Annotated in this window: 16 protein-coding genes; 6 read left to right on the plus strand and 10 right to left on the minus strand. The window is 52.1% G+C overall.

Features of this window, described 5'->3' with window-relative positions; translation table 11 throughout:
• Positions 1–3: 3 nt before the first annotated feature.
• The 9 genes from yejF to yeiP all read right to left on the minus strand — a co-directional run bounded on the left by yejF (position 4) and on the right by yeiP (position 11023).
• Positions 4–1593: a microcin C ABC transporter ATP-binding protein YejF gene (gene yejF, locus EOS98_RS07865; protein ID WP_000203619.1), complete on the minus strand. Its 1590-nt coding sequence runs from the start codon at positions 1591–1593 to the stop codon at positions 4–6.
• Position 1594: 1 nt separating this feature from the next.
• Complete coding sequence (locus tag EOS98_RS07870) at positions 1595–2620, minus strand: ABC transporter permease (protein WP_031567693.1); 1026 nt, start codon at positions 2618–2620, stop codon at positions 1595–1597.
• Positions 2620–3714 carry a microcin C ABC transporter permease YejB gene (locus EOS98_RS07875; protein WP_000501623.1) on the minus strand — a complete coding sequence of 365 codons (1095 nt, stop codon included), beginning with the start codon at positions 3712–3714 and terminating at the stop codon, positions 2620–2622. The genes EOS98_RS07870 and EOS98_RS07875 overlap by 1 nt, the downstream gene beginning before the upstream one ends.
• A gap of 9 nt (positions 3715–3723) precedes the next feature.
• Positions 3724–5529, minus strand: coding sequence for an extracellular solute-binding protein (locus tag EOS98_RS07880; RefSeq protein ID WP_126523954.1), 1806 nt, complete (start codon positions 5527–5529; stop codon positions 3724–3726).
• A gap of 106 nt (positions 5530–5635) precedes the next feature.
• On the minus strand, positions 5636–7192 hold the full coding sequence (locus tag EOS98_RS07885; protein ID WP_000957763.1) for a cyclic di-GMP phosphodiesterase: 1557 nt from the start codon (positions 7190–7192) through the stop codon (positions 5636–5638).
• Between the two features lie 325 nt (positions 7193–7517).
• The gene (mepS, locus tag EOS98_RS07890; RefSeq protein WP_000241015.1) at positions 7518–8090 is read right to left on the minus strand and encodes a bifunctional murein DD-endopeptidase/murein LD-carboxypeptidase; all 573 of its coding nucleotides are present in this window, start codon (positions 8088–8090) and stop codon (positions 7518–7520) included.
• A 413-nt stretch (positions 8091–8503) separates the two neighbouring features.
• A complete protein-coding gene (locus tag EOS98_RS07895; RefSeq protein ID WP_000178091.1) occupies positions 8504–9223 on the minus strand; it encodes a phosphatase PAP2 family protein in 720 nt (239 codons plus the stop codon).
• 29 nt (positions 9224–9252) lie between these two features.
• A complete protein-coding gene (locus EOS98_RS07900; protein WP_000169353.1) occupies positions 9253–10239 on the minus strand; it encodes a CobW family GTP-binding protein in 987 nt (328 codons plus the stop codon).
• Positions 10240–10450: 211 nt separating this feature from the next.
• Positions 10451–11023 (minus strand): elongation factor P-like protein YeiP, encoded by a 573-nt coding sequence (gene yeiP / locus EOS98_RS07905; protein WP_001136822.1) that lies wholly within the window; start codon positions 11021–11023, stop codon positions 10451–10453.
• A 322-nt stretch (positions 11024–11345) separates the two neighbouring features.
• On the opposite strand from yeiP, the gene EOS98_RS07910 reads away from it, so the two are divergent.
• The 3 genes from EOS98_RS07910 to EOS98_RS07920 all read left to right on the plus strand — a co-directional run bounded on the left by EOS98_RS07910 (position 11346) and on the right by EOS98_RS07920 (position 12777).
• A complete protein-coding gene (locus EOS98_RS07910) occupies positions 11346–11600 on the plus strand; it encodes a YkgJ family cysteine cluster protein (RefSeq protein ID WP_010989043.1) in 255 nt (84 codons plus the stop codon).
• A 387-nt stretch (positions 11601–11987) separates the two neighbouring features.
• On the plus strand, positions 11988–12110 hold the full coding sequence (locus EOS98_RS07915) for a membrane protein (protein ID WP_001519564.1): 123 nt from the start codon (positions 11988–11990) through the stop codon (positions 12108–12110).
• 1 nt (position 12111) lies between these two features.
• On the plus strand, positions 12112–12777 hold the full coding sequence (locus EOS98_RS07920; RefSeq protein WP_023225916.1) for a GNVR domain-containing protein: 666 nt from the start codon (positions 12112–12114) through the stop codon (positions 12775–12777).
• A 64-nt stretch (positions 12778–12841) separates the two neighbouring features.
• On the opposite strand, the gene setB is transcribed toward EOS98_RS07920, so the two are convergent.
• The gene (gene setB, locus EOS98_RS07925; RefSeq protein WP_000551934.1) at positions 12842–14023 is read right to left on the minus strand and encodes a sugar efflux transporter SetB; all 1182 of its coding nucleotides are present in this window, start codon (positions 14021–14023) and stop codon (positions 12842–12844) included.
• Between the two features lie 368 nt (positions 14024–14391).
• Here setB and fruB point away from each other — a divergent pair, with 368 nt between their 5' ends.
• Genes fruB through fruA form a run of 3 tightly spaced genes read left to right on the plus strand, consistent with a single transcriptional unit; the run spans position 14392 to position 18165 of the window.
• A complete protein-coding gene (fruB, locus tag EOS98_RS07930) occupies positions 14392–15522 on the plus strand; it encodes a fused PTS fructose transporter subunit IIA/HPr protein (protein WP_126523955.1) in 1131 nt (376 codons plus the stop codon).
• Complete coding sequence (gene fruK / locus EOS98_RS07935) at positions 15522–16460, plus strand: 1-phosphofructokinase (RefSeq protein WP_000091249.1); 939 nt, start codon at positions 15522–15524, stop codon at positions 16458–16460. The genes fruB and fruK overlap by 1 nt, the downstream gene beginning before the upstream one ends.
• A 16-nt stretch (positions 16461–16476) precedes the next feature.
• Positions 16477–18165: a PTS fructose transporter subunit IIBC gene (fruA, locus tag EOS98_RS07940; RefSeq protein WP_127821159.1), complete on the plus strand. Its 1689-nt coding sequence runs from the start codon at positions 16477–16479 to the stop codon at positions 18163–18165.
• The last annotated feature ends 12 nt before the right edge of the window (positions 18166–18177 follow it).

The raw sequence follows: 18177 nt of genomic DNA on the forward strand, positions 1-18177 counted from the left end.
GCGTCAGCTTAACGCGAGTAGCTGACGCGTATAGGCCTGTTGCGGTGCGGTAAACACGCGCTCGCATTGCCCCTGTTCAACCACCTCCCCCTGTCGCAGCACGATAACCTGATGGCACAGCGCGCGTACTACATGCAGATCGTGGCTAATGAAGATATAGGCCAGACGGTGCTTTTGCTGTAGCGATTTCAGGAGGGCAAGAATCTGCGCCTGAACGGTTTTATCCAGCGATGAGGTCGGTTCATCCAGAATAATAAGCGACGGTTTTAAAATCAGCGCCCTGGCGACGGCGATACGTTGACGCTGGCCGCCGGAAAACTCAGCGGGGTAACGATGCCGCGTTTCCGGGTCCAGGCCGACTTCCATCATGACCGCTTTCACCTGCTGTTCGCGCTGCGCGCCTGAAAGCGTAGGCTGGTGGACGCGCAGGCCTTCTTCGATAATTTGCAACACGTTTAAACGCGGGTTTAGCGATGAGTTCGGATCCTGGAATACGACCTGGATACGGTGGCGAACAGGTAAAAGCTGGCGGCGGTTTAACGTATCCAGCGATTGACCGTCAAATACGATGCGGCCTTCGGAGCGGATAAGCCGTAACAGCGCCAGACCGGTGGTGCTTTTTCCCGATCCTGACTCGCCGACCAGACCCAGCGTTTCGCCTGGATGCAGGGTGAAACTGATATTGTTAACCACCACATTATGATCCACGACGCGCTTCAGAATGCCTTTGCGGATCGGGAAGGCGACGCGCAGCCTGTCCACTTCCAGCAACGGCGTCTGCCCGGCGGGGAGCGGAACCGGATCGCCAGTGGGTTCGCTGTTGAGTAGTTTTTGCGTGTACGGATGGGTCGGCGCGGAGAGCAGCGTGTCGGCGCGTTGGTTCTCTACGCACTTGCCGTGTTGCATTACCGCCACTGAATCCGCCAGTTTTTTTACAATGCTGAGGTTATGGGTGATAAACAGCAATCCCATATTGAGCTCGCGCTGGAGTTCCCGCAGTAGAGATAAGATCTGCGCCTGTACGGAGACGTCGAGGGCGGTGGTCGGCTCATCGGCGATCAGTAATTCCGGCCGTGTTAACAGCGCCATGGCTATCATGACGCGCTGGCGTTCGCCGCCGGAAAGCTGATGCGGATAATCGCGCAGACGCTGGCTCGCCTGGCGGATACCGACCCGATCCAGACAACCGATCATCTCCGCCCTTGCCGCCTCCCGACGCATTCCCCGATGGAGCGACAGCACTTCATAGAGCTGTTTTTCCAGCGTATGCAGCGGGTTAAGTGAAACCATCGGTTCCTGAAAAATCATGGCGATTTTATTGCCGCGCACGCCGCGTAGCGTCTGCTCGCTGGCATGAAGCAATGATTCGCCGTGAAAGCGAATATCGCCGGAGAGGTAGACGGCGGGAGGGGTAGGCAAAAGACGCAGAATGGAAAGCGCCGTCACGCTTTTTCCTGACCCGGACTCGCCGACCAGCGCCAGCGTTTCCCCGGCGTTCACCTGTAACGAAATGGCGTTAACGACAGGGCGCACGTGCTGTTGCTGACGGAAACCTACCGATAAATTTTCAATTGCAAGCAATGGAGATGTCATCTTATACCGCCTTAGCAGGATCAAAGGCGTCGCGTACCGCTTCGCCGATAAAAATCAGCAGCGATAGCAGAATGGCGACAGACAGAAAGGCGGTGATCCCCAGCCAGGGAGCCTGTAAGTTGTTTTTCCCCTGTAAAAGAAGTTCGCCGAGAGAAGGGGAGCCAAGCGGCAGACCAAATCCCAGAAAATCCAGCGACGTCAGGGTGGTGATGGAGCTACATAAAATGAACGGTAAAAATGTCAGGGTAGCGACCATCGCATTAGGCAACATATGGCGCAGGATAATGTCACGATCGCTGACGCCAAGCGCCTGCGCGGCGCGGATATAGTCAAAATTGCGGGTCCGTAAAAACTCGGCGCGCACCACGCCCACCAGACTCATCCAGCCAAACAGTACGGTTATGGCCAGCAACCACCAGAAGTTAGGCTGCACTACGCTGGAAAGTAAAATAATCAGAAACAGGGTCGGCATTCCCGACCAGACTTCAATGAGACGTTGCCCCCATAAATCGACTTTGCCGCCATAATAGCCCTGTAGCGCGCCCGCCAGTACGCCCATGACGCTGGAGCAAATCGTTAACATCAGACCGAATAAAATAGAAATGCGGGTGCCGTACAGGATGCGGGCGAAAACGTCGCCGCCATTCGCATCGGTGCCCAGCCAGTTTTTCGCCGAAGGCGGGGAGGGGAAAGGCTGCGTGGTTGCAAAATTAATGGTATTGGCGCCAAAGCGTACGGGGGCCCACAACACCCAGCCCCGATTCTCAAGCTGCCGTTGTAGCCATGGGTCCTGATAGTCTGCCGTTGTCGCCAGCGGGCCGCCGAAATCGCGCTCGCTGTAATTTTTTACCAGCGGAAAATACCACTGGCCTTCATAGCGCACCAGCAATGGCTTATCGTTAGCAATCAGTTCCGCGCATAAGCTCAGGCTGAACACGACCAGGAAAATCCATAGTGACCAGTAGCCCCGGCGATTATGGCGGAAACGCGCCCAGCGGGCCTGATTGACCGGGCTTAATCGCGGCATTATCGTCCCTCAAAATCAATGCGTGGATCGACCAGCGTATAGCTGATATCGCTCAGGATATTCAGTAATAAGCCAATCAGGGTAAAGATATAAAGCGTGCCGAACATCACCGGATAGTCGCGCGAAACGGTTGCTTCATAACCCAGCAGCCCCAGGCCGTTGAGCGAGAACATGACTTCAATTAGCAACGAGCCGGTGAAAAACATACTGATAAAAGTGGCGGGAAACCCGGCGATCACCAGCAGCATGGCGTTACGAAAAACATGTTTCCAGAGAATGTTTTTTTCACTCACGCCTTTAGCGCGAGCGGTAACGACATACTGTTTACGCACCTCGTCGAGAAACGAATTTTTCGTCAGCATCGTCAGGGCGGCAAAACCGCCGATGACGGTCGCCAACACCGGTAGCGTAATATGCCACAAATAATCGGTGATTTTTTGGTACCACGGTAACGTGTCAAAGTTGGCGGAGACCAGGCCACGTAGCGGAAAGATATCGTAGTAGCTGCCGCCGGCAAAAAAGACGATTAATAAAATAGCGAACAGAAAGGCGGGGATCGCATAACCAATAATGATAAACGCGCTGCTCCACACATCAAAGCGACTGCCGTTATGGACGGCTTTGCGGATCCCCAGCGGGATAGACACCAGATAAATAATCAGCGTGCTCCATAATCCCAGGGTAATGGAGACGGGAAGGCTATCTTTGATCAGCGTTAGTACGGATGCGCTGCGAAACAGACTGTCGCCGAAGTCAAAAGAGAGATAGTCCCGTAGCATCTTGAAATAACGCTCATGCAGCGGTTTGTCGAAGCCGTAGCGATGGGTGATCTCCGCGATCACCTCCGGATCGAGTCCCCGGCCGCCGCGATAATGGCTGTCGCTGATATTGCCGACGCCGGTTTGCGCATGACTGGCGCGAACGCCTTCGCCGCTGGCGCCGGGCAACGCGCCGCCCTGACCAAATTCAATCGCGGCAATCGCTTGATCGACAGGGCCGCCGGGAGCGATCTGCACGATAAAAAAGTTAATGGTAATAATGGCCCATAGCGTGGGGATCACCAGTAACAGACGGCGGATAAGATAGGCACCCATTGATTCTTACTACCTCCTGGCTGCCGGTAGCTTGGCGGCTTTGTTGACATCATACCACCAGGTATCTAACCCGATGGTATATACCGGGCGAATCGCCGGATGGGAGAATTTATCCCACCAGGCGAGCCTGTCTTGCGCCATATACCACATCGGCAGCATGTAATAGTTCCAGGTCAGCACGCGATCCAGCGCCCGTCCCAGCGGCACCAGTTTCGCTTTATCACCCTGCGCTGCGATAATTTGCGCGATCAGTTTATCCACCACCGAGCTTTGTACGCCGGGAGCGTTATAACTGGAGTTAATGTATTCCGACGCCCATGAGATTTGTAGATCGGAGCTGGGCCAGGGCATCGCCCGCCATAGCCTCGGCATCATGTCATAGTCGCGGCTACGCATCCGGTTGGTGAGTTGAGAATTATCAACCTGACGGATAGTCATCGTAATGCCCAGACGCTGAAGATTATGCTGGAAGGGCAGAACCCACTGGCTATTACTGCTGGCAGGAAGGAGAAGTTCAAACGTCAGAGGCTTACCGGTGACGCTATTGACCCGTTGCTGTCCGTTGATCACCCATCCGGCCTGCGTCAACAAGGCGTCAGCTTTAAGAAGATTTTCGCGATCGTAGCCGTCGCCGTTAGAGACCGGCGGCTGATAGATCTGGGTGAAGACTTCAGGAGGAAGATCTTTTTTCATCGGCGCGAGTAATACCAGCTCATCGGCGTTAGGGTAATTTCTGGCGGCGTACTCGGTATTCTGGAAGTAACTGTTGGTTCGGCTCCAGGCATTATAGAACAGCGCTTTATTCATCCACTCAAAATCGAAGGCCAGGGTGACAGCTTCACGTACCCGCCGGTCTTTAAATACCGGGCGCTGAATATTAAAGGCCAGCCAGCGTGTGTCCTGCGCCGACTCGTTTTTCTGTTCTTCTTTAATGATGTAATGATTATCGAAATTTTTACCGATATAGCGCGTTGCCCAGTTTTTAGCGTCGTTTTCCAGCCGTAGATCAAATGCGCCCGCTTTAAACGCCTCGAAAGCGACATTGTCATCAAGGTAGTAATCGTAGCGGATAGTGTCGAGGTTAAAACGTCCACGATTGACCGGCAGATTAGCCGCCCAGTAGTTTTTGACGCGTGAATAGACAATGTACTGGCCCATTTTCCACTGAGTAATCCGGTATGGCCCGCTGGCTAAGGGCGGCGTTGAAAGTGGATCGCTGAGTTTGTGATTTTTCCAGAATTTTTCGGGCATGATCGGTAGTGAAAACAGACTAAGCATGTCTTCTTTACCAGGCTTCGCCAGCTCAATTCGCACGGTTAAAGGCGCAATCGCCTTCACGGTAGTACCTTTATAGACCAGACGGAACTGCGGTACGCCTTCGGTCATAAACTTATGAAAGGTAAAGGCCACATCGCGGGCGGTAATGGGCGTGCCATCGTGAAAACGAGCGCGGGGATTAATCGAGATTTCCACCCAGGAATAGTCGGCGGCATAGCGGGCATGGTCGGCAATCAGCGGGTAATAGCTTCCGGGTTCATCATCCGATGTGGTAAAAAGCGTATCGTAAAGGGCTTCGGTACGTACGCCGGGATTGCCGCGCAGCGAATAGCGATTGAAATTATCGAACGTACCAATGGCGGAAAGCGTCATCTGACCGCCTTTCGGCGCAGCAGGATTCACATAATCAAAGTGATCAAAGTTAAAAGCATACTTAGGTTCGCCGAGTACGGCGAAAGCGTAGCTTTCTTTGATTTCCTGGGCCTGGGCGCCAGCGCTAACCAGTGCGACAAGCAGAAGCATTACGCGCGCAATCATCTGAAGGCGGTTTCCTTATCGTATTGCCCGCTGCAAACCGGCAGGCGTTTCGCTGAATAATAAGTGACGTTGCGTCTGATGTGAATCCGTTAAAACCGTAAGGGGACTACCATTCAGGCACGGAAGGCGCCGACATCCACAGCACGAAATCTTTTAGGGGTAAAGGACGGCTAATCCAGTACCCCTGCAAGTAATTAACACCGTGATCGCGTAGCCAACGGGCCTGCTCCGGCGTTTCAACGCCCTCGGCCACCGTCAGCATATTCAGGCGTCTGGAGAGCGTCAGCACGGTATCCAGAACCGGAGACGTGACGGTTTCCGTGCCGATCGCCTGGATAAAGCCGCGATCAATTTTCAGATAATCTAAAGTAAATCGCTCCAGATAAATCAGGGCGCTATGGCCTGTCCCGAAATCATCTATAGCGATTTCAAACCCGGCGGAATGCAGCCATTCGAACAGTTTGGCCGCTTCATACTGCTGGAGCATATCGCGTTCAGTGATTTCCAGCACGATATGAAAATGGTGCGCGGGCAGGGCGTCCCTGAGCCGGTGCATATCCTCTTTAAAACTGTCGCTGTGCAGATGTTCCGGCGCGATGTTAATGCCAAATTTGGCACCGACGGGCATCACCTTCTGTAGCGTGGGTGCGTCGCGGGCGATCAGCTCGAACAGATGCTGCGTTAACGGTACGATAAGTTGTTGCGCTTCGGCATAGTGGATAAAGGCATCCGGCGGAATCTCGCCTGCCGTAGGGTGACGCCAGCGCAGTAAGACTTCAAGCCCGGTGACGCTCAGCGTACGAGTATCGACGACGGGCTGATAAACCACATAAAACTGCTCGTGTTTGATCGCCGTTAAAATCTCTTTGCCCGGTCGCGTCCGGAGGGCATAGATAAAGTAACAGATAAACCCTGCTACGATGCCGCTAATGCAGCCCAGCATCAACGCATACCACAAGTCATTGTAGGTCCAGCTATCGGCATAAAGCTGTATTTTAAGCGGCAGGCCGTTGATAGTTGCCTGTCGTGATGGCGTGCCCGGCAGCTCCGCGACGGTCAGCAGACGCGAAGAAAAGGTCGACAGCGCGGTATTGCCGACAATCAGCGCGATGCCGTTAAAATCGTCCTGGCGCGTGGTATAGAGTAAGTAGGGCGTCAGGTTAATATTCAGCGATGTGAATACGCCGCTGTCATTTAATAATGGGTTCCGATACCAAATCACCATTGTCGGTTTGTTGGGCATCATTGGCGTGCCGGGCAGAATCGCCATAGCAACGTCTTTGCGGATATCTATATCCGGTACCAGTTGCTGAAGCGGCATATTCATGGCGCCAGTGGCGGAAGAGCAGAACACTTTTTTATCTTTAATCAATAAGAAGGCGCGGACATTAAGGCTAAAAGCGGCTCTTGAGGTGAGTTCTGCGCCAACCTGCTGACAGGTGTTGATCGTCAACGGTTGAAGAATATCGGTGGTGGCTTTCAGGTCGGCGAAATAGCTGGCCAGGTAATGTTGTACATCAGAAAGGAGCGTATTGTATTTAACATCCCGTTTATGCCACGACAGGAAAAATTGCAGGCTACCAATAAGTAATGCTGCCGCCATCCCCGTAATGATACAGGTAAGCAGGATTTTCCGACCGGAAGAGGAGTCGCGTGTTAGCATAATTCCTGGTGTGACCTGAAAAGGCGGATGCCGGTTAAACTGGTTGATTTATAAGACTATAGCCTGGATTACCCCGGATAGTCATGCTTTTCTGTGATGCGCAGGAAAGCGTATTGTCGCAGTAGTCGTTGGCGGAAACGACCTGAATGCCTGATGGCGCTATGTTTATCAGGCCTATGTTCGTGTGTTGTAGGCTGGATAAGAGGCGACACGTCGCTATTCGGTAAAACGGGTTCAGAAGGGATAATAAGCAAAAGCACTGCTGAAGCAGTGCTTTTTATGTCGTCTCATCAGGTAAGCCAAGGGAGGTGCTGCCTGATGAAGATTAACTGCGGCTCAGAACTCGACGCGCTTCATTGTAGCGTTTTTTCCAGTACGGTTCGTTCATACTGGAGATAATGACGCCGCTACTGGTAGACGCATGGACAAACTGGTTATTGCCGATATAAATACCGACATGGCGACCAGTGGAGCCGGCGCGGAACAGAACCAGATCGCCCGTACGCAGGTTATTGCGTGAAACCGCTTTGCCCATTTCCTGCTGTTCATAGGTTGAACGCGGAAGCTCTAAACCAAACTGTTCACGGAAGGTGCGCTGTACAAAGCTGGAACAGTCGACGCCTTTCTTAGTGCTGCCGCCCAGGCGGTAACGCACGCCTTTCCAGTCAGCATACTGATCCATAATCCGCGACTTAACGTCGAGGTTACGCACCATATTTTCAAATTCATCCTGAGAGGCTTGCAGTGAAGAGCTATCGCTATTGCCCACAGCATGCGTCTCAGAATGCATATTCTTTGCGGTATTGGTGGTTGTGCTACAAGCAGAAAGCAGAACCGCAACTGCAATCGCAGGAATCCCGCGCAAAATATATCTCAAAATCGGTTGAGATTTGACCATGTTGTTTGTTTTCCCTTGAAGTCCTTAACGATAAATATCGTTATAAAAATGCCAAACGTGATGAGACTAATTACCTGCACAGCTTGAGACAATTCTTTGTGCACAAATCTGTGGCGGAACGCACAAATTTATTCGCAATGAGAATAATTATCTGGCGAGGCAAAACGAGTTTGAGATTACCCGATTGTTGCTGTCATTGCGAGCGATTTCGCGTGATTTTTTATAAGAATTTATGATACGAAAAGTGAGCTATCAGCACGGGTCAAATTAAGCGCAAATCGTTTAAAAATCGTGCAACCTGTTCATTTTGCACAGGAATAATATGACCGAAAAATGATGGGCTGGGGGAATATCATCATAAATTACCTTCAACGATGTAAAACTATCGCTGAAGGTAATGTTAATTACATGGGTTATTTGTTTAAAATTTGTTTATTCCCGCCCGGAAGATAATTCTCAAAAAGCGCTATCGCCCGGTCGCTGAGCGGGGTCATCAGCCACCAGGGGAGGCCAATCAAAATAACCGTGAGTGACCCGACCACAATATCGGTGAACCAGTGAGCGCCAATCATAACGCGCGGAAACGCGAAAACCACAAATATAATAAGGGCGATAATCCCCGCCGTTTTGCCGAAATAACGCAGCATAAAGGCGGAAAATATCAGCAGCATCATACCGTGATCGCCTGGGAAACTGTCTTTTGACGCGTCTTTTGTCGGGATATGCAGCAACTCGCTGACGCGATAAATATGCTCAAAAGAGAGCGTTGGGCTGGCGCGCTTGACGGGGATCAGCGCCTGACCGAGTTGGTTAAGCACCACCGCTGTTAGCAGCATGACCAATCCGATTATCACAATGCGCCGCCGGCCCGACGCGTCTTCTTTTAGCCAGAAACTGAGCATCAGTCCGCCCATCGCCAGCAGCGAACAGCCGTCAAACGCCCGATTATTGGTAATAGCGACCCACCAGAGGAACGCGTGGCTTTCCACCAGTTTCTGGTTAAAGAAGTGGAATATGCCGGAATCAATGGTGAACCAGAAGCCGTGATTGACGGGAAGATACCATGACAAAAACAGCGCCAGACCGGCGGCATTAAGCAGAATTATCAAGGAATAGCGGGTTTTCATCGTCATTTCGCCATAGTTTTTAAACGGTGGCAACCTTACGCGTGCGTCGCTAAACGAAGCTTCAACAAGGCCGTCTGTAACGTATTCCAGTCGGTTTCTGTGTTTGAGATAAGTTCAACCCGGCTATCCGGCGGCGCGACACTCTGTGTTTCGATGTGCAGGTCATCGCCCTGGCGATTGATGCGTACCAGCCCCTCTTGTATGCGCATAACGCCTTTCACCCGGCCCACCGGCGCCAGACGAGCCCATTCGAGTAGGCCAATGGTGTCAAACACGGTATCGGCATCGAAAATCCAGCCGCAGGCCTGATGACCCTGTCCGCTATTGAGGCTGCGTCGCCAGCGCTGCTGGGCGGGCAGATTTAGCGCGGCGAGTCCTTTTTTACTGGTATGAGTGTGAGAATGCGCGGCGCTGGCCGGCAGTTCCGCCAGATTTTGTCGTGGTAAATCAAGAAGCTTACCGTCTATCTGTCCATGTTCGGCATGAATCAGTTGACGATCGCCGCCGTACTGTCGCCACCACTGTTGCAGGGCGGCATCGCTCTGCGCCGTGGCGCGATCGGTCTTATTGGCGATGATAATATCGGCTGAGGCGAGCTGATCGCGGAAATTTTCATTGGCGACGCTCTGTTGGTCCAGTAGCAGGCGAGGGTCAAGGATGCAGAGCGTAGCGCGTAAATCAATCCACGGCTCATAAACCGGCGCAGTTAATAAATCCAGGATCTGTTTTGGGTGCCCCAGTCCGGTTGGTTCAATCAGCAACCGGTCAGGTTTACCCTGGCGCAGCAGCGTGTTGAGCCCCACCTGCATAGGCAATCCATTGACGCAGCACATGCAGCCGCCGGGGATCTCTTTTAGCAGTGCGCCGCTGTCGGCAAGCAGCGCGCCGTCAATACCCACTTCACCAAATTCATTAACCAGGACGGCCCACTTTTCAGCCGGATCTTTATGAGCTAATAAATGAAGGATAGAGGTGGTTTTTCCGCTACCGAGAAATCCAGTAATAAGATTGGTTTTGGTCACGTCAGCTCCAGAATATTGATACAACATAACAACTTTAATAATCCTGGCGAATAAACGTGAAAAAGAGAAGCGCTGAGTTGACGAAGTCGTGCTTCTGCCATCTTAAGAGCAGAAAATGTTAAATTTTTAACGTTTCTCTTGCCTGGTGCAGAACAATCAATAAAGAAAAGGGTCAGACTGCGCCCTGGGGCGCAGCCGAAAAATGCGAAACTTAATCCGCGCGCCCCATATAACGGCGCTCTTCGATATGAATGCGGATTTTCTCACCTGCGCTCAGGTATTCAGGAACCTGAATCACCAGACCGGTGCTTAATGTCGCGGGTTTGTTACGTGCGCTGGCGGACGCCCCTTTAATACCCGGCGCGGTTTCGACGATTTCCAGATCCACGGTCTGCGGAAGCTCTAGCGCCAGCAGTTGGCCGTCCCAGGTCAGAACCTGCATATCCGGCATTCCGCCTTCAGGCATAAACAGCAACTCTTCTTCAATCTGATCTTTGGTGAAGGTATACGGCGTATAGTCTTCTTTATCCATGAACACATATTCGTTGCCATCGACATAAGAAAAGTCAACGCCGCGACGGCTCAGGGTGACGGTATCGACGATATCGTCGCCTTTGAAACGTTCTTCCACTTTCAGACCGGTGCGGACATCGGAAAAACGCATTTTATACAGTGTGGCGGCGCCACGGGCGGTAGGCGACTGAATGTCGATATCTTTCACAATCAGCAATTTGCCGTTGTAGTTCAGTACCATACCTTTTTTGATTTCGTTCGCTCTTGGCATCGAGGAGATCCTGTTGTAGAGATTATCTAAAATATCGCGTAAAACTACTCGCGCCGGGCCGTCCAGGCAAGTGGAATTGTCACTTTTGCTGGTGCAAAAAAGGTGATACTGTTCGCCCGCTTTCCGCTCCGCGTTCAACGAGAATACGCGATGGCATGTCGCCCGGAGGGGGAAGTGTGCTGTGTTGTCCCTTCTGTTTCCAGCCTTGTCTTCGGAATGTCTGAGGGCAGGCCTGATCATGATGACGTCCACATTTTAAATCTGGATTTTTCTTTGGACAAATTCTGTTATCTTTCATTTGGTTATAAATAGAGGGCTGAGCATGGACTGTCGTAGCGGTTGTGGCGCTTGCTGTATTGCGCCTTCAATTTCGTCGCCGATACCCGGAATGCCGTATGGCAAGCCGATGAATACCAGATGCGTGCAGCTTTCGGAAGATAACTTGTGCCTTATCTTTGGCTCGCCTTTACGCCCAAAAGTGTGCTCTGGTTTGCAACCGACAGGGGACATGTGTTTAACGACCCGGGAAGAGGCCATTATTTATTTGCTGGAACTCGAACAGAAAACCTTACCATGAGCTATGCCGTTTTTGATAAACGTGCAGGGGCTTACGTTATATCCCGAAATAGTCTGCAAAAGCTGCGCCTCAAATTACCTCCTTTTACCATTAAATAGCGTAATACATGATTCCCTTATTTCGTGGCTTCTGAAGCGGTAGATGTCGTCGCTCAACCCCGTTGGTGCCTGAACGTGTACCGAATGAACCGTCACATAAAACAAAAACGATCAATTTTATTTATATGATAGTTTTTATCTATTAAAAAGAGGAATTTTGATCGATTTTAATTATTTATAACGATCGATATCATGAATTTGATAGTTTATATCTATCATTGATGTATTTACCGATCGATATAACCAGTGTGAATGTATTGTTATTTTCCTTTAAAATACTCGAATTCTTATGTGTGGGTTTTATCTTATGAAGAAATATACGTTCGCAGCCAGGGCGTTTATTTTTACGCTGGTGTTGCTTTTTGTTATTTCAGTATTCGGGTTGACTATTAGCGTTTTAAAAGGGATGTGAAATGCGGGGAGAAAATAGTGAAATTGATTTAGTCGACGTTTCCTTATTCCTTATAAGAAAATGGCTAAGTATCATGATCGCTACCTTTATTTTTGTTGCCATTGGCTATGTTTTTGTGAGCGTGCAGCATGATACAAAGGTTGTGAGTATGACAATCAAACCTAATCTGGATACGCCTGCTACCTATGCGTTATGTGGCTATACTAATGATATTCAATGTAAAACAACGGTTATCCTTAACCAGTTTAGCCGTTTCTTGCCTACGGAATATAAAAATAAAATAAGTTTTGACGCGAAAAAACAGCTTGTCATTTTTAAGGCGCAGGGGAGGGAAGAAAGTGTCAATAATATTATTTCCACCCTGAAAAATAGTGTCGATAAAATGGCAGCATGGTATATCGATGACGGTGACATTAAACGTTATAGCGTGCATAAAAATATGTTACAAACGGAAACATATGCAAAGCTATCATTGTTGTCGGAGGCGGTTAAAAATAATGCTAACATTGAAGTGATAGATGTTGCTGTTACACCAAAATATAAGATGCGGCTGGTGCTGGTCCTTTGCGGGCTGATGGGCGTAATTTTCTCAATAACCGGTCTTTTATGTAGGAGGGCGCTAACAGAATATCGTATTGAGAAAAAGACAATGAATGACCGTGCATGAACATTGCGCAGAGATAAACTCTGCGCTGAAATGTGTCGAAGAGTAAAAGTATCAGGCTTGCAAGTTAAACATCTTTAATACGCGCCAGGCAGAACATGGTGGCGACAATCATAACTAACGCAAACCAGAAGACCGCATGATAATTCCAGATTTCTGCGGCGATTCCCGCCAACGAACCGGCAATGATCCAGCCGACGCGAATGGTATTGGTATACAGCGTGGTGGCTGAACCCGCCTGGCCTGGCATGAGATCCTGAAAATAGAGCATGCCAATCCCGCCAAGAATGCCGATGTAAATCGCGTTCAGCAACTGCAAGCCGAGCAACGTTGCCGGTGCGTGCGCCAGCAACATCCCCGCATAAAAGCACAGTCCGGCGACAACGGCGATGCACATTAACAGGCGTTTTCCCAACCGTTTGGCGAAGTAACCTGCAATCAGCATTGTGGGAATCTCCAGCCCGGCGGCGGTGCCCATCATCACGCCTGCAAGTTTTTCCGGAAGATGCAGTTCATTGATGATAAACAGCGGCATATTAATGATATACAGGCTGTTAGTTCCCCACATTAACGTACAGATGACAAACAGCAACAGCGTATCGCGGCGATTACGACGCGGTGCTTCCAGCGTGCCGGTTGCCAGCGGCGCATCTTTGCGCATTGACGGTAAAAAGAACCACACCATGACGCCGCAGACGATAAAAGCTACCGCCGCGCTCAAATACATCACCGTAAAGCTAAAACCCATCGCCAGCGCATAGGCCAGCGGCGGCCCAATGACCCAGGCCAATGAGACCTGGGCGCGGAGGATTGAGCTGAACATCACCGCTTCACGACCTGTACGATCGGCATGTTCTCGGGCCAGCGCAAACATCTGCGGGTTGGCGGTAGAGCCGAAGCTACTGAGAAAGACGCCGATAAACAGCAAAATAAAGTAGTTGCGGTTCCAGGCAAACAGCACGCAGGCCAACATGCCCAGCACGCAACAGAAAACGATCAGTTTTTTGCGATCGCCTTTTTTATCTGAGCGACCGGCCAGAAACTGGCTCACGATAATGCCGATAACCGCGCTGCCGGTAAAAAAGAATCCCACCATGCCGGGGCGGGCGTGAACCTCATCCGTCAGAAAAATACTGAGCGTCGGCGTCTGTAGCGCACCGGCAATACCGGTGAGAAAAGCGACGATCAAAAAGGCGGTAGACGTCAGGTCAAACGATTTAGGCGCAGCGGCGGCGGGACTGTTGTGCATGTTTCTATATCAGTGGTGTGAAGAGAGGCGGAGTTTACGCTGCCCGTCAGAAAATAAACAGGCGTCTGAATCAAAATCGACACGAAAAATCAAAATAGCATTCCAGTTTGTTACGAGGGCGTGCTGACGCAAGCTGAAAGAAAAAAGCTGAAGCCTTTTATGCGTCAGCTATTGAGGGTCTGTTGGAGAAAAAATGTGCTTCACCTCAAAAAATTGCTACAAAACTGGTAACTTTTCTTGCGTGCTGAAGCAGAAAGATCCAGACTTCTTGAAACGTTTCAGCGCGATCTGGTTTTTTTGATAACTCAGATTGGCGCTTTTTTTCTCATAGTGGCTGAATCGTTTCAATTCAGCAGGAGAGGAGACACATGTTCCAGTTATCGGTTCAGGACATTCATCCGGGCGAGCAGGCCGGAAATAAAGAAGAGGCCATTCGGCAAATCGCCGCCGCGTTAGCGCAGGCGGGGAATGTGGCGGGCGGCTATGTTGACGGTATGCTGGCGCGCGAACAGCAAACCTCGACCTTTCTTGGCAATGGTATTGCGATTCCCCATGGCACAACAGACACGCGCGATCAGGTACTGAAAACCGGCGTTCAGGTCTTTCAATTTCCGCAGGGCGTTACCTGGGGAGAAGGCCAGGTCGCCTACGTGGCGATTGGTATTGCCGCCAGTTCGGACGAACACCTTGGCCTGCTGCGTCAGCTGACGCATGTGCTGAGCGATGACTCCGTGGCTGAACAGCTGAAATCCGCGACAACGGCGGAAGAGCTGCGCGCATTGCTGATGGGCGAGAAGCAAAGTGAACAATTAAAACTTGATAACGAGACGATGACGCTGGATGTCATCGCCAGCTCGCTGGTCACATTGCAGGCGCTAAATGCGGCGCGTCTGAAAGAGGCGGGAGCGGTTGATGCGGCGTTCGTCGCAAAAACGATTAACGATAGTCCGATGAATCTGGGACAAGGCATCTGGCTGAACGACAGCGCGGAAGGCAATTTGCGCAGCGCTATTGCGGTAAGCCGTGCGACCCAGGCGTTTGACGTAGAGGGTGAAAAAGCAGCCTTATTAGTCACTGTCGCGATGAACGACGAGCAGCCGATTGCCGTGTTAAAACGCCTCGGCGACCTGTTGCTGAACAATAAAGCCGATCGTCTGCTGAGCGCCGACGCCGCGACGCTGCTGGCGTTGCTGACCAGTGATGATGCGCTGACGGATGACGTACTGAGCGCGGAATTTGTAGTGCGTAATGAGCATGGTCTCCATGCCCGTCCGGGCACCATGCTGGTGAATACGATTAAACAATTTAACAGTGAAATTACCGTGACAAACCTTGATGGAACCGGCAAACCGGCAAACGGACGTAGTCTGATGAAAGTGGTGGCATTAGGCGTGAAGAAAGGCCATCGTCTGCGCTTTACCGCGCAGGGTGAAGATGCTGAACAGACGCTGAAAGCGATTGGCGATGCGATCGCCGCCGGTCTCGGGGAGGGCGCATAATGAGCAGGCGTGTCGCCACCATTACCCTTAATCCGGCTTATGATCTGGTTGGGTTTTGCCCTGAAATCGAACGCGGCGAAGTGAACCTGGTGAAAACCACGGGTCTGCACGCGGCGGGCAAAGGCATTAACGTTGCCAAGGTGCTGAAAGACTTAGGCATCGACGTCACCGTCGGCGGTTTTCTCGGTAAAGATAACCAGGACGGTTTTCAGCAATTGTTCAGCGAACTGGGCATCGCTAACCGCTTTCAGGTGGTTCAGGGCCGGACCCGCATCAACGTGAAGCTGACGGAAAAAGATGGCGAAGTGACCGACTTCAACTTTTCCGGCTTTGACGTGACCCCCGCAGACTGGGAACGCTTTGTTAACGACTCCCTGAGCTGGCTGGGCCAGTTCGATATGGTCTGCGTCAGCGGTAGCTTACCGGCTGGCGTGAGTCCGGAAGCGTTCACCGACTGGATGACGCGTCTGCGCAGCCAGTGTCCATGCATTATCTTTGATAGTAGCCGTGAAGCGTTAGTCGCCGGTCTTAAAGCTGCGCCGTGGCTGGTGAAACCGAATCGCCGCGAACTGGAAATTTGGGCGGGTCGTAAGCTCCCGGAAATGAAAGATGTGATTGATGCGGCGCACGCGTTACGCGAACAGGGTATCGCTCATGTGGTGATTTCGCTGGGGGCGGAAGGCGCGCTGTGGGTTAACGCCTCAGGAGAATGGATCGCTAAACCACCGGCGGTTGACGTGGTAAGTACCGTCGGCGCAGGCGATTCCATGGTTGGCGGATTGATTTACGGCCTGCTGATGCGCGAGTCCAGCGAACATACGCTGCGTCTGGCGACGGCGGTTGCCGCGCTGGCGGTCAGCCAGAGCAATGTGGGTATTACCGATCGTCCTCAGTTGGCCGCAATGATGGCGCGTGTCGACTTACAACCGTTTAACTGACAGCAGGAGAGGCATAATGAAAACGCTGCTGATAATTGACGCTAATCTCGGCCAGGCTCGCGCTTACATGGCGAAAACCCTGCTTGGAGCGGCGGCGCATAAAGTAAATCTGGAAATTATCGATAATCCGAATGATGCTGAGCTGGCGATCGTGTTGGGCGAATCTCTGCCGCACGACAATGCTCTGAACGGCAAAAAGGTTTGGCTGGGGGATATTGGTCGCGCCGTCGCGCATCCGGAACTGTTTCTGAGTGAAGCCAAAAGCCATGCGACCCCTTACAGCGCCCCTGCTGCGGCTGTTCCTGCGGCGAGCGGCGGTCCGAAACGCGTGGTCGCGGTAACGGCCTGCCCGACCGGCGTCGCTCATACTTTTATGGCGGCTGAAGCCATTGAAACAGAAGCGAAAAAACGCGGCTGGTGGGTAAAAGTCGAAACGCGCGGCTCCGTGGGGGCCGGCAATGCCATCACCCCGGAAGAGGTGGCGGAAGCGGATTTAGTGATTGTGGCGGCGGATATCGAAGTGGATCTGGCGAAGTTTGCCGGTCTCCCGATGTACCGCACGTCGACCGGCCTGGCGCTGAAAAAGACGGCGCAGGAGCTGGATAAAGCCGTAGCGGAAGCGACGCCGTATCAACCGGCGGGTAAGGCATCGCAAGCGGCGACCGAAGGGAAGAAAGAGAGCGCTGGCGCATACCGGCATCTGTTGACGGGCGTTTCTTACATGCTGCCTATGGTGGTTGCCGGGGGACTGTGTATTGCGCTTTCCTTCGCCTTTGGTATTGAAGCCTTTAAGGTGCCGGACACGCTGGCGGCGGCGCTGATGCAGATTGGCGGCGGTTCGGCGTTTGCGCTGATGGTGCCGGTACTGGCGGGCTATATCGCTTTCTCCATCGCGGATCGCCCAGGCCTTACGCCAGGTCTGATTGGCGGTATGCTGGCGGTTAGCACCGGTTCCGGTTTTATCGGCGGGATCATTGCCGGCTTCATTGCCGGGTATATGGCGAAGCTTATCAGTACCAAACTGAAACTTCCGCAAAGTATGGAAGCGCTGAAGCCAATCCTGATCATCCCGTTAATTTCCAGTCTGGTGGTGGGGCTGGCGATGATTTACCTGATCGGTAAACCGGTTGCCGGGATTCTGGAAGGGCTCACCCACTGGTTGCAAACCATGGGGACGGCAAACGCGGTGCTGCTGGGCGCGATTCTCGGCGGGATGATGTGTACCGATATGGGCGGCCCGGTGAACAAAGCGGCGTATGCGTTTGGCGTTGGTCTGCTGAGTACGCAAACTTACGCGCCGATGGCGGCGATCATGGCCGCAGGTATGGTACCGCCGTTAGCGCTGGGTCTGGCAACGATGGTGGCGCGTCGTAAGTTCGACAAAGCGCAGCAGGAAGGCGGTAAAGCGGCGTTGGTGCTGGGGCTGTGCTTTATCACTGAAGGCGCTATTCCGTTTGCGGCGCGCGACCCGATGCGTGTACTGCCGTGCTGTATCGTTGGCGGCGCGTTGACCGGGGCCATTTCTATGGCGGTAGGCGCAAAATTGATGGCGCCGCATGGCGGTCTGTTTGTTCTGCTTATCCCAGGCGCAATTACGCCGGTATTGGGATACCTGCTGGCAATTGTGGCCGGTACGCTGGTGGCAGGGCTGGCTTATGCCGTCCTGAAACGTCCGGAGACGGAAGTCGCGGCAAAAGCGGCGTAAGAGAAACACGCT

The sequence above is a fragment of the Salmonella sp. SSDFZ69 genome, assembly GCF_004010755.1.
Taxonomy (GTDB): domain Bacteria; phylum Pseudomonadota; class Gammaproteobacteria; order Enterobacterales; family Enterobacteriaceae; genus Salmonella; species Salmonella enterica.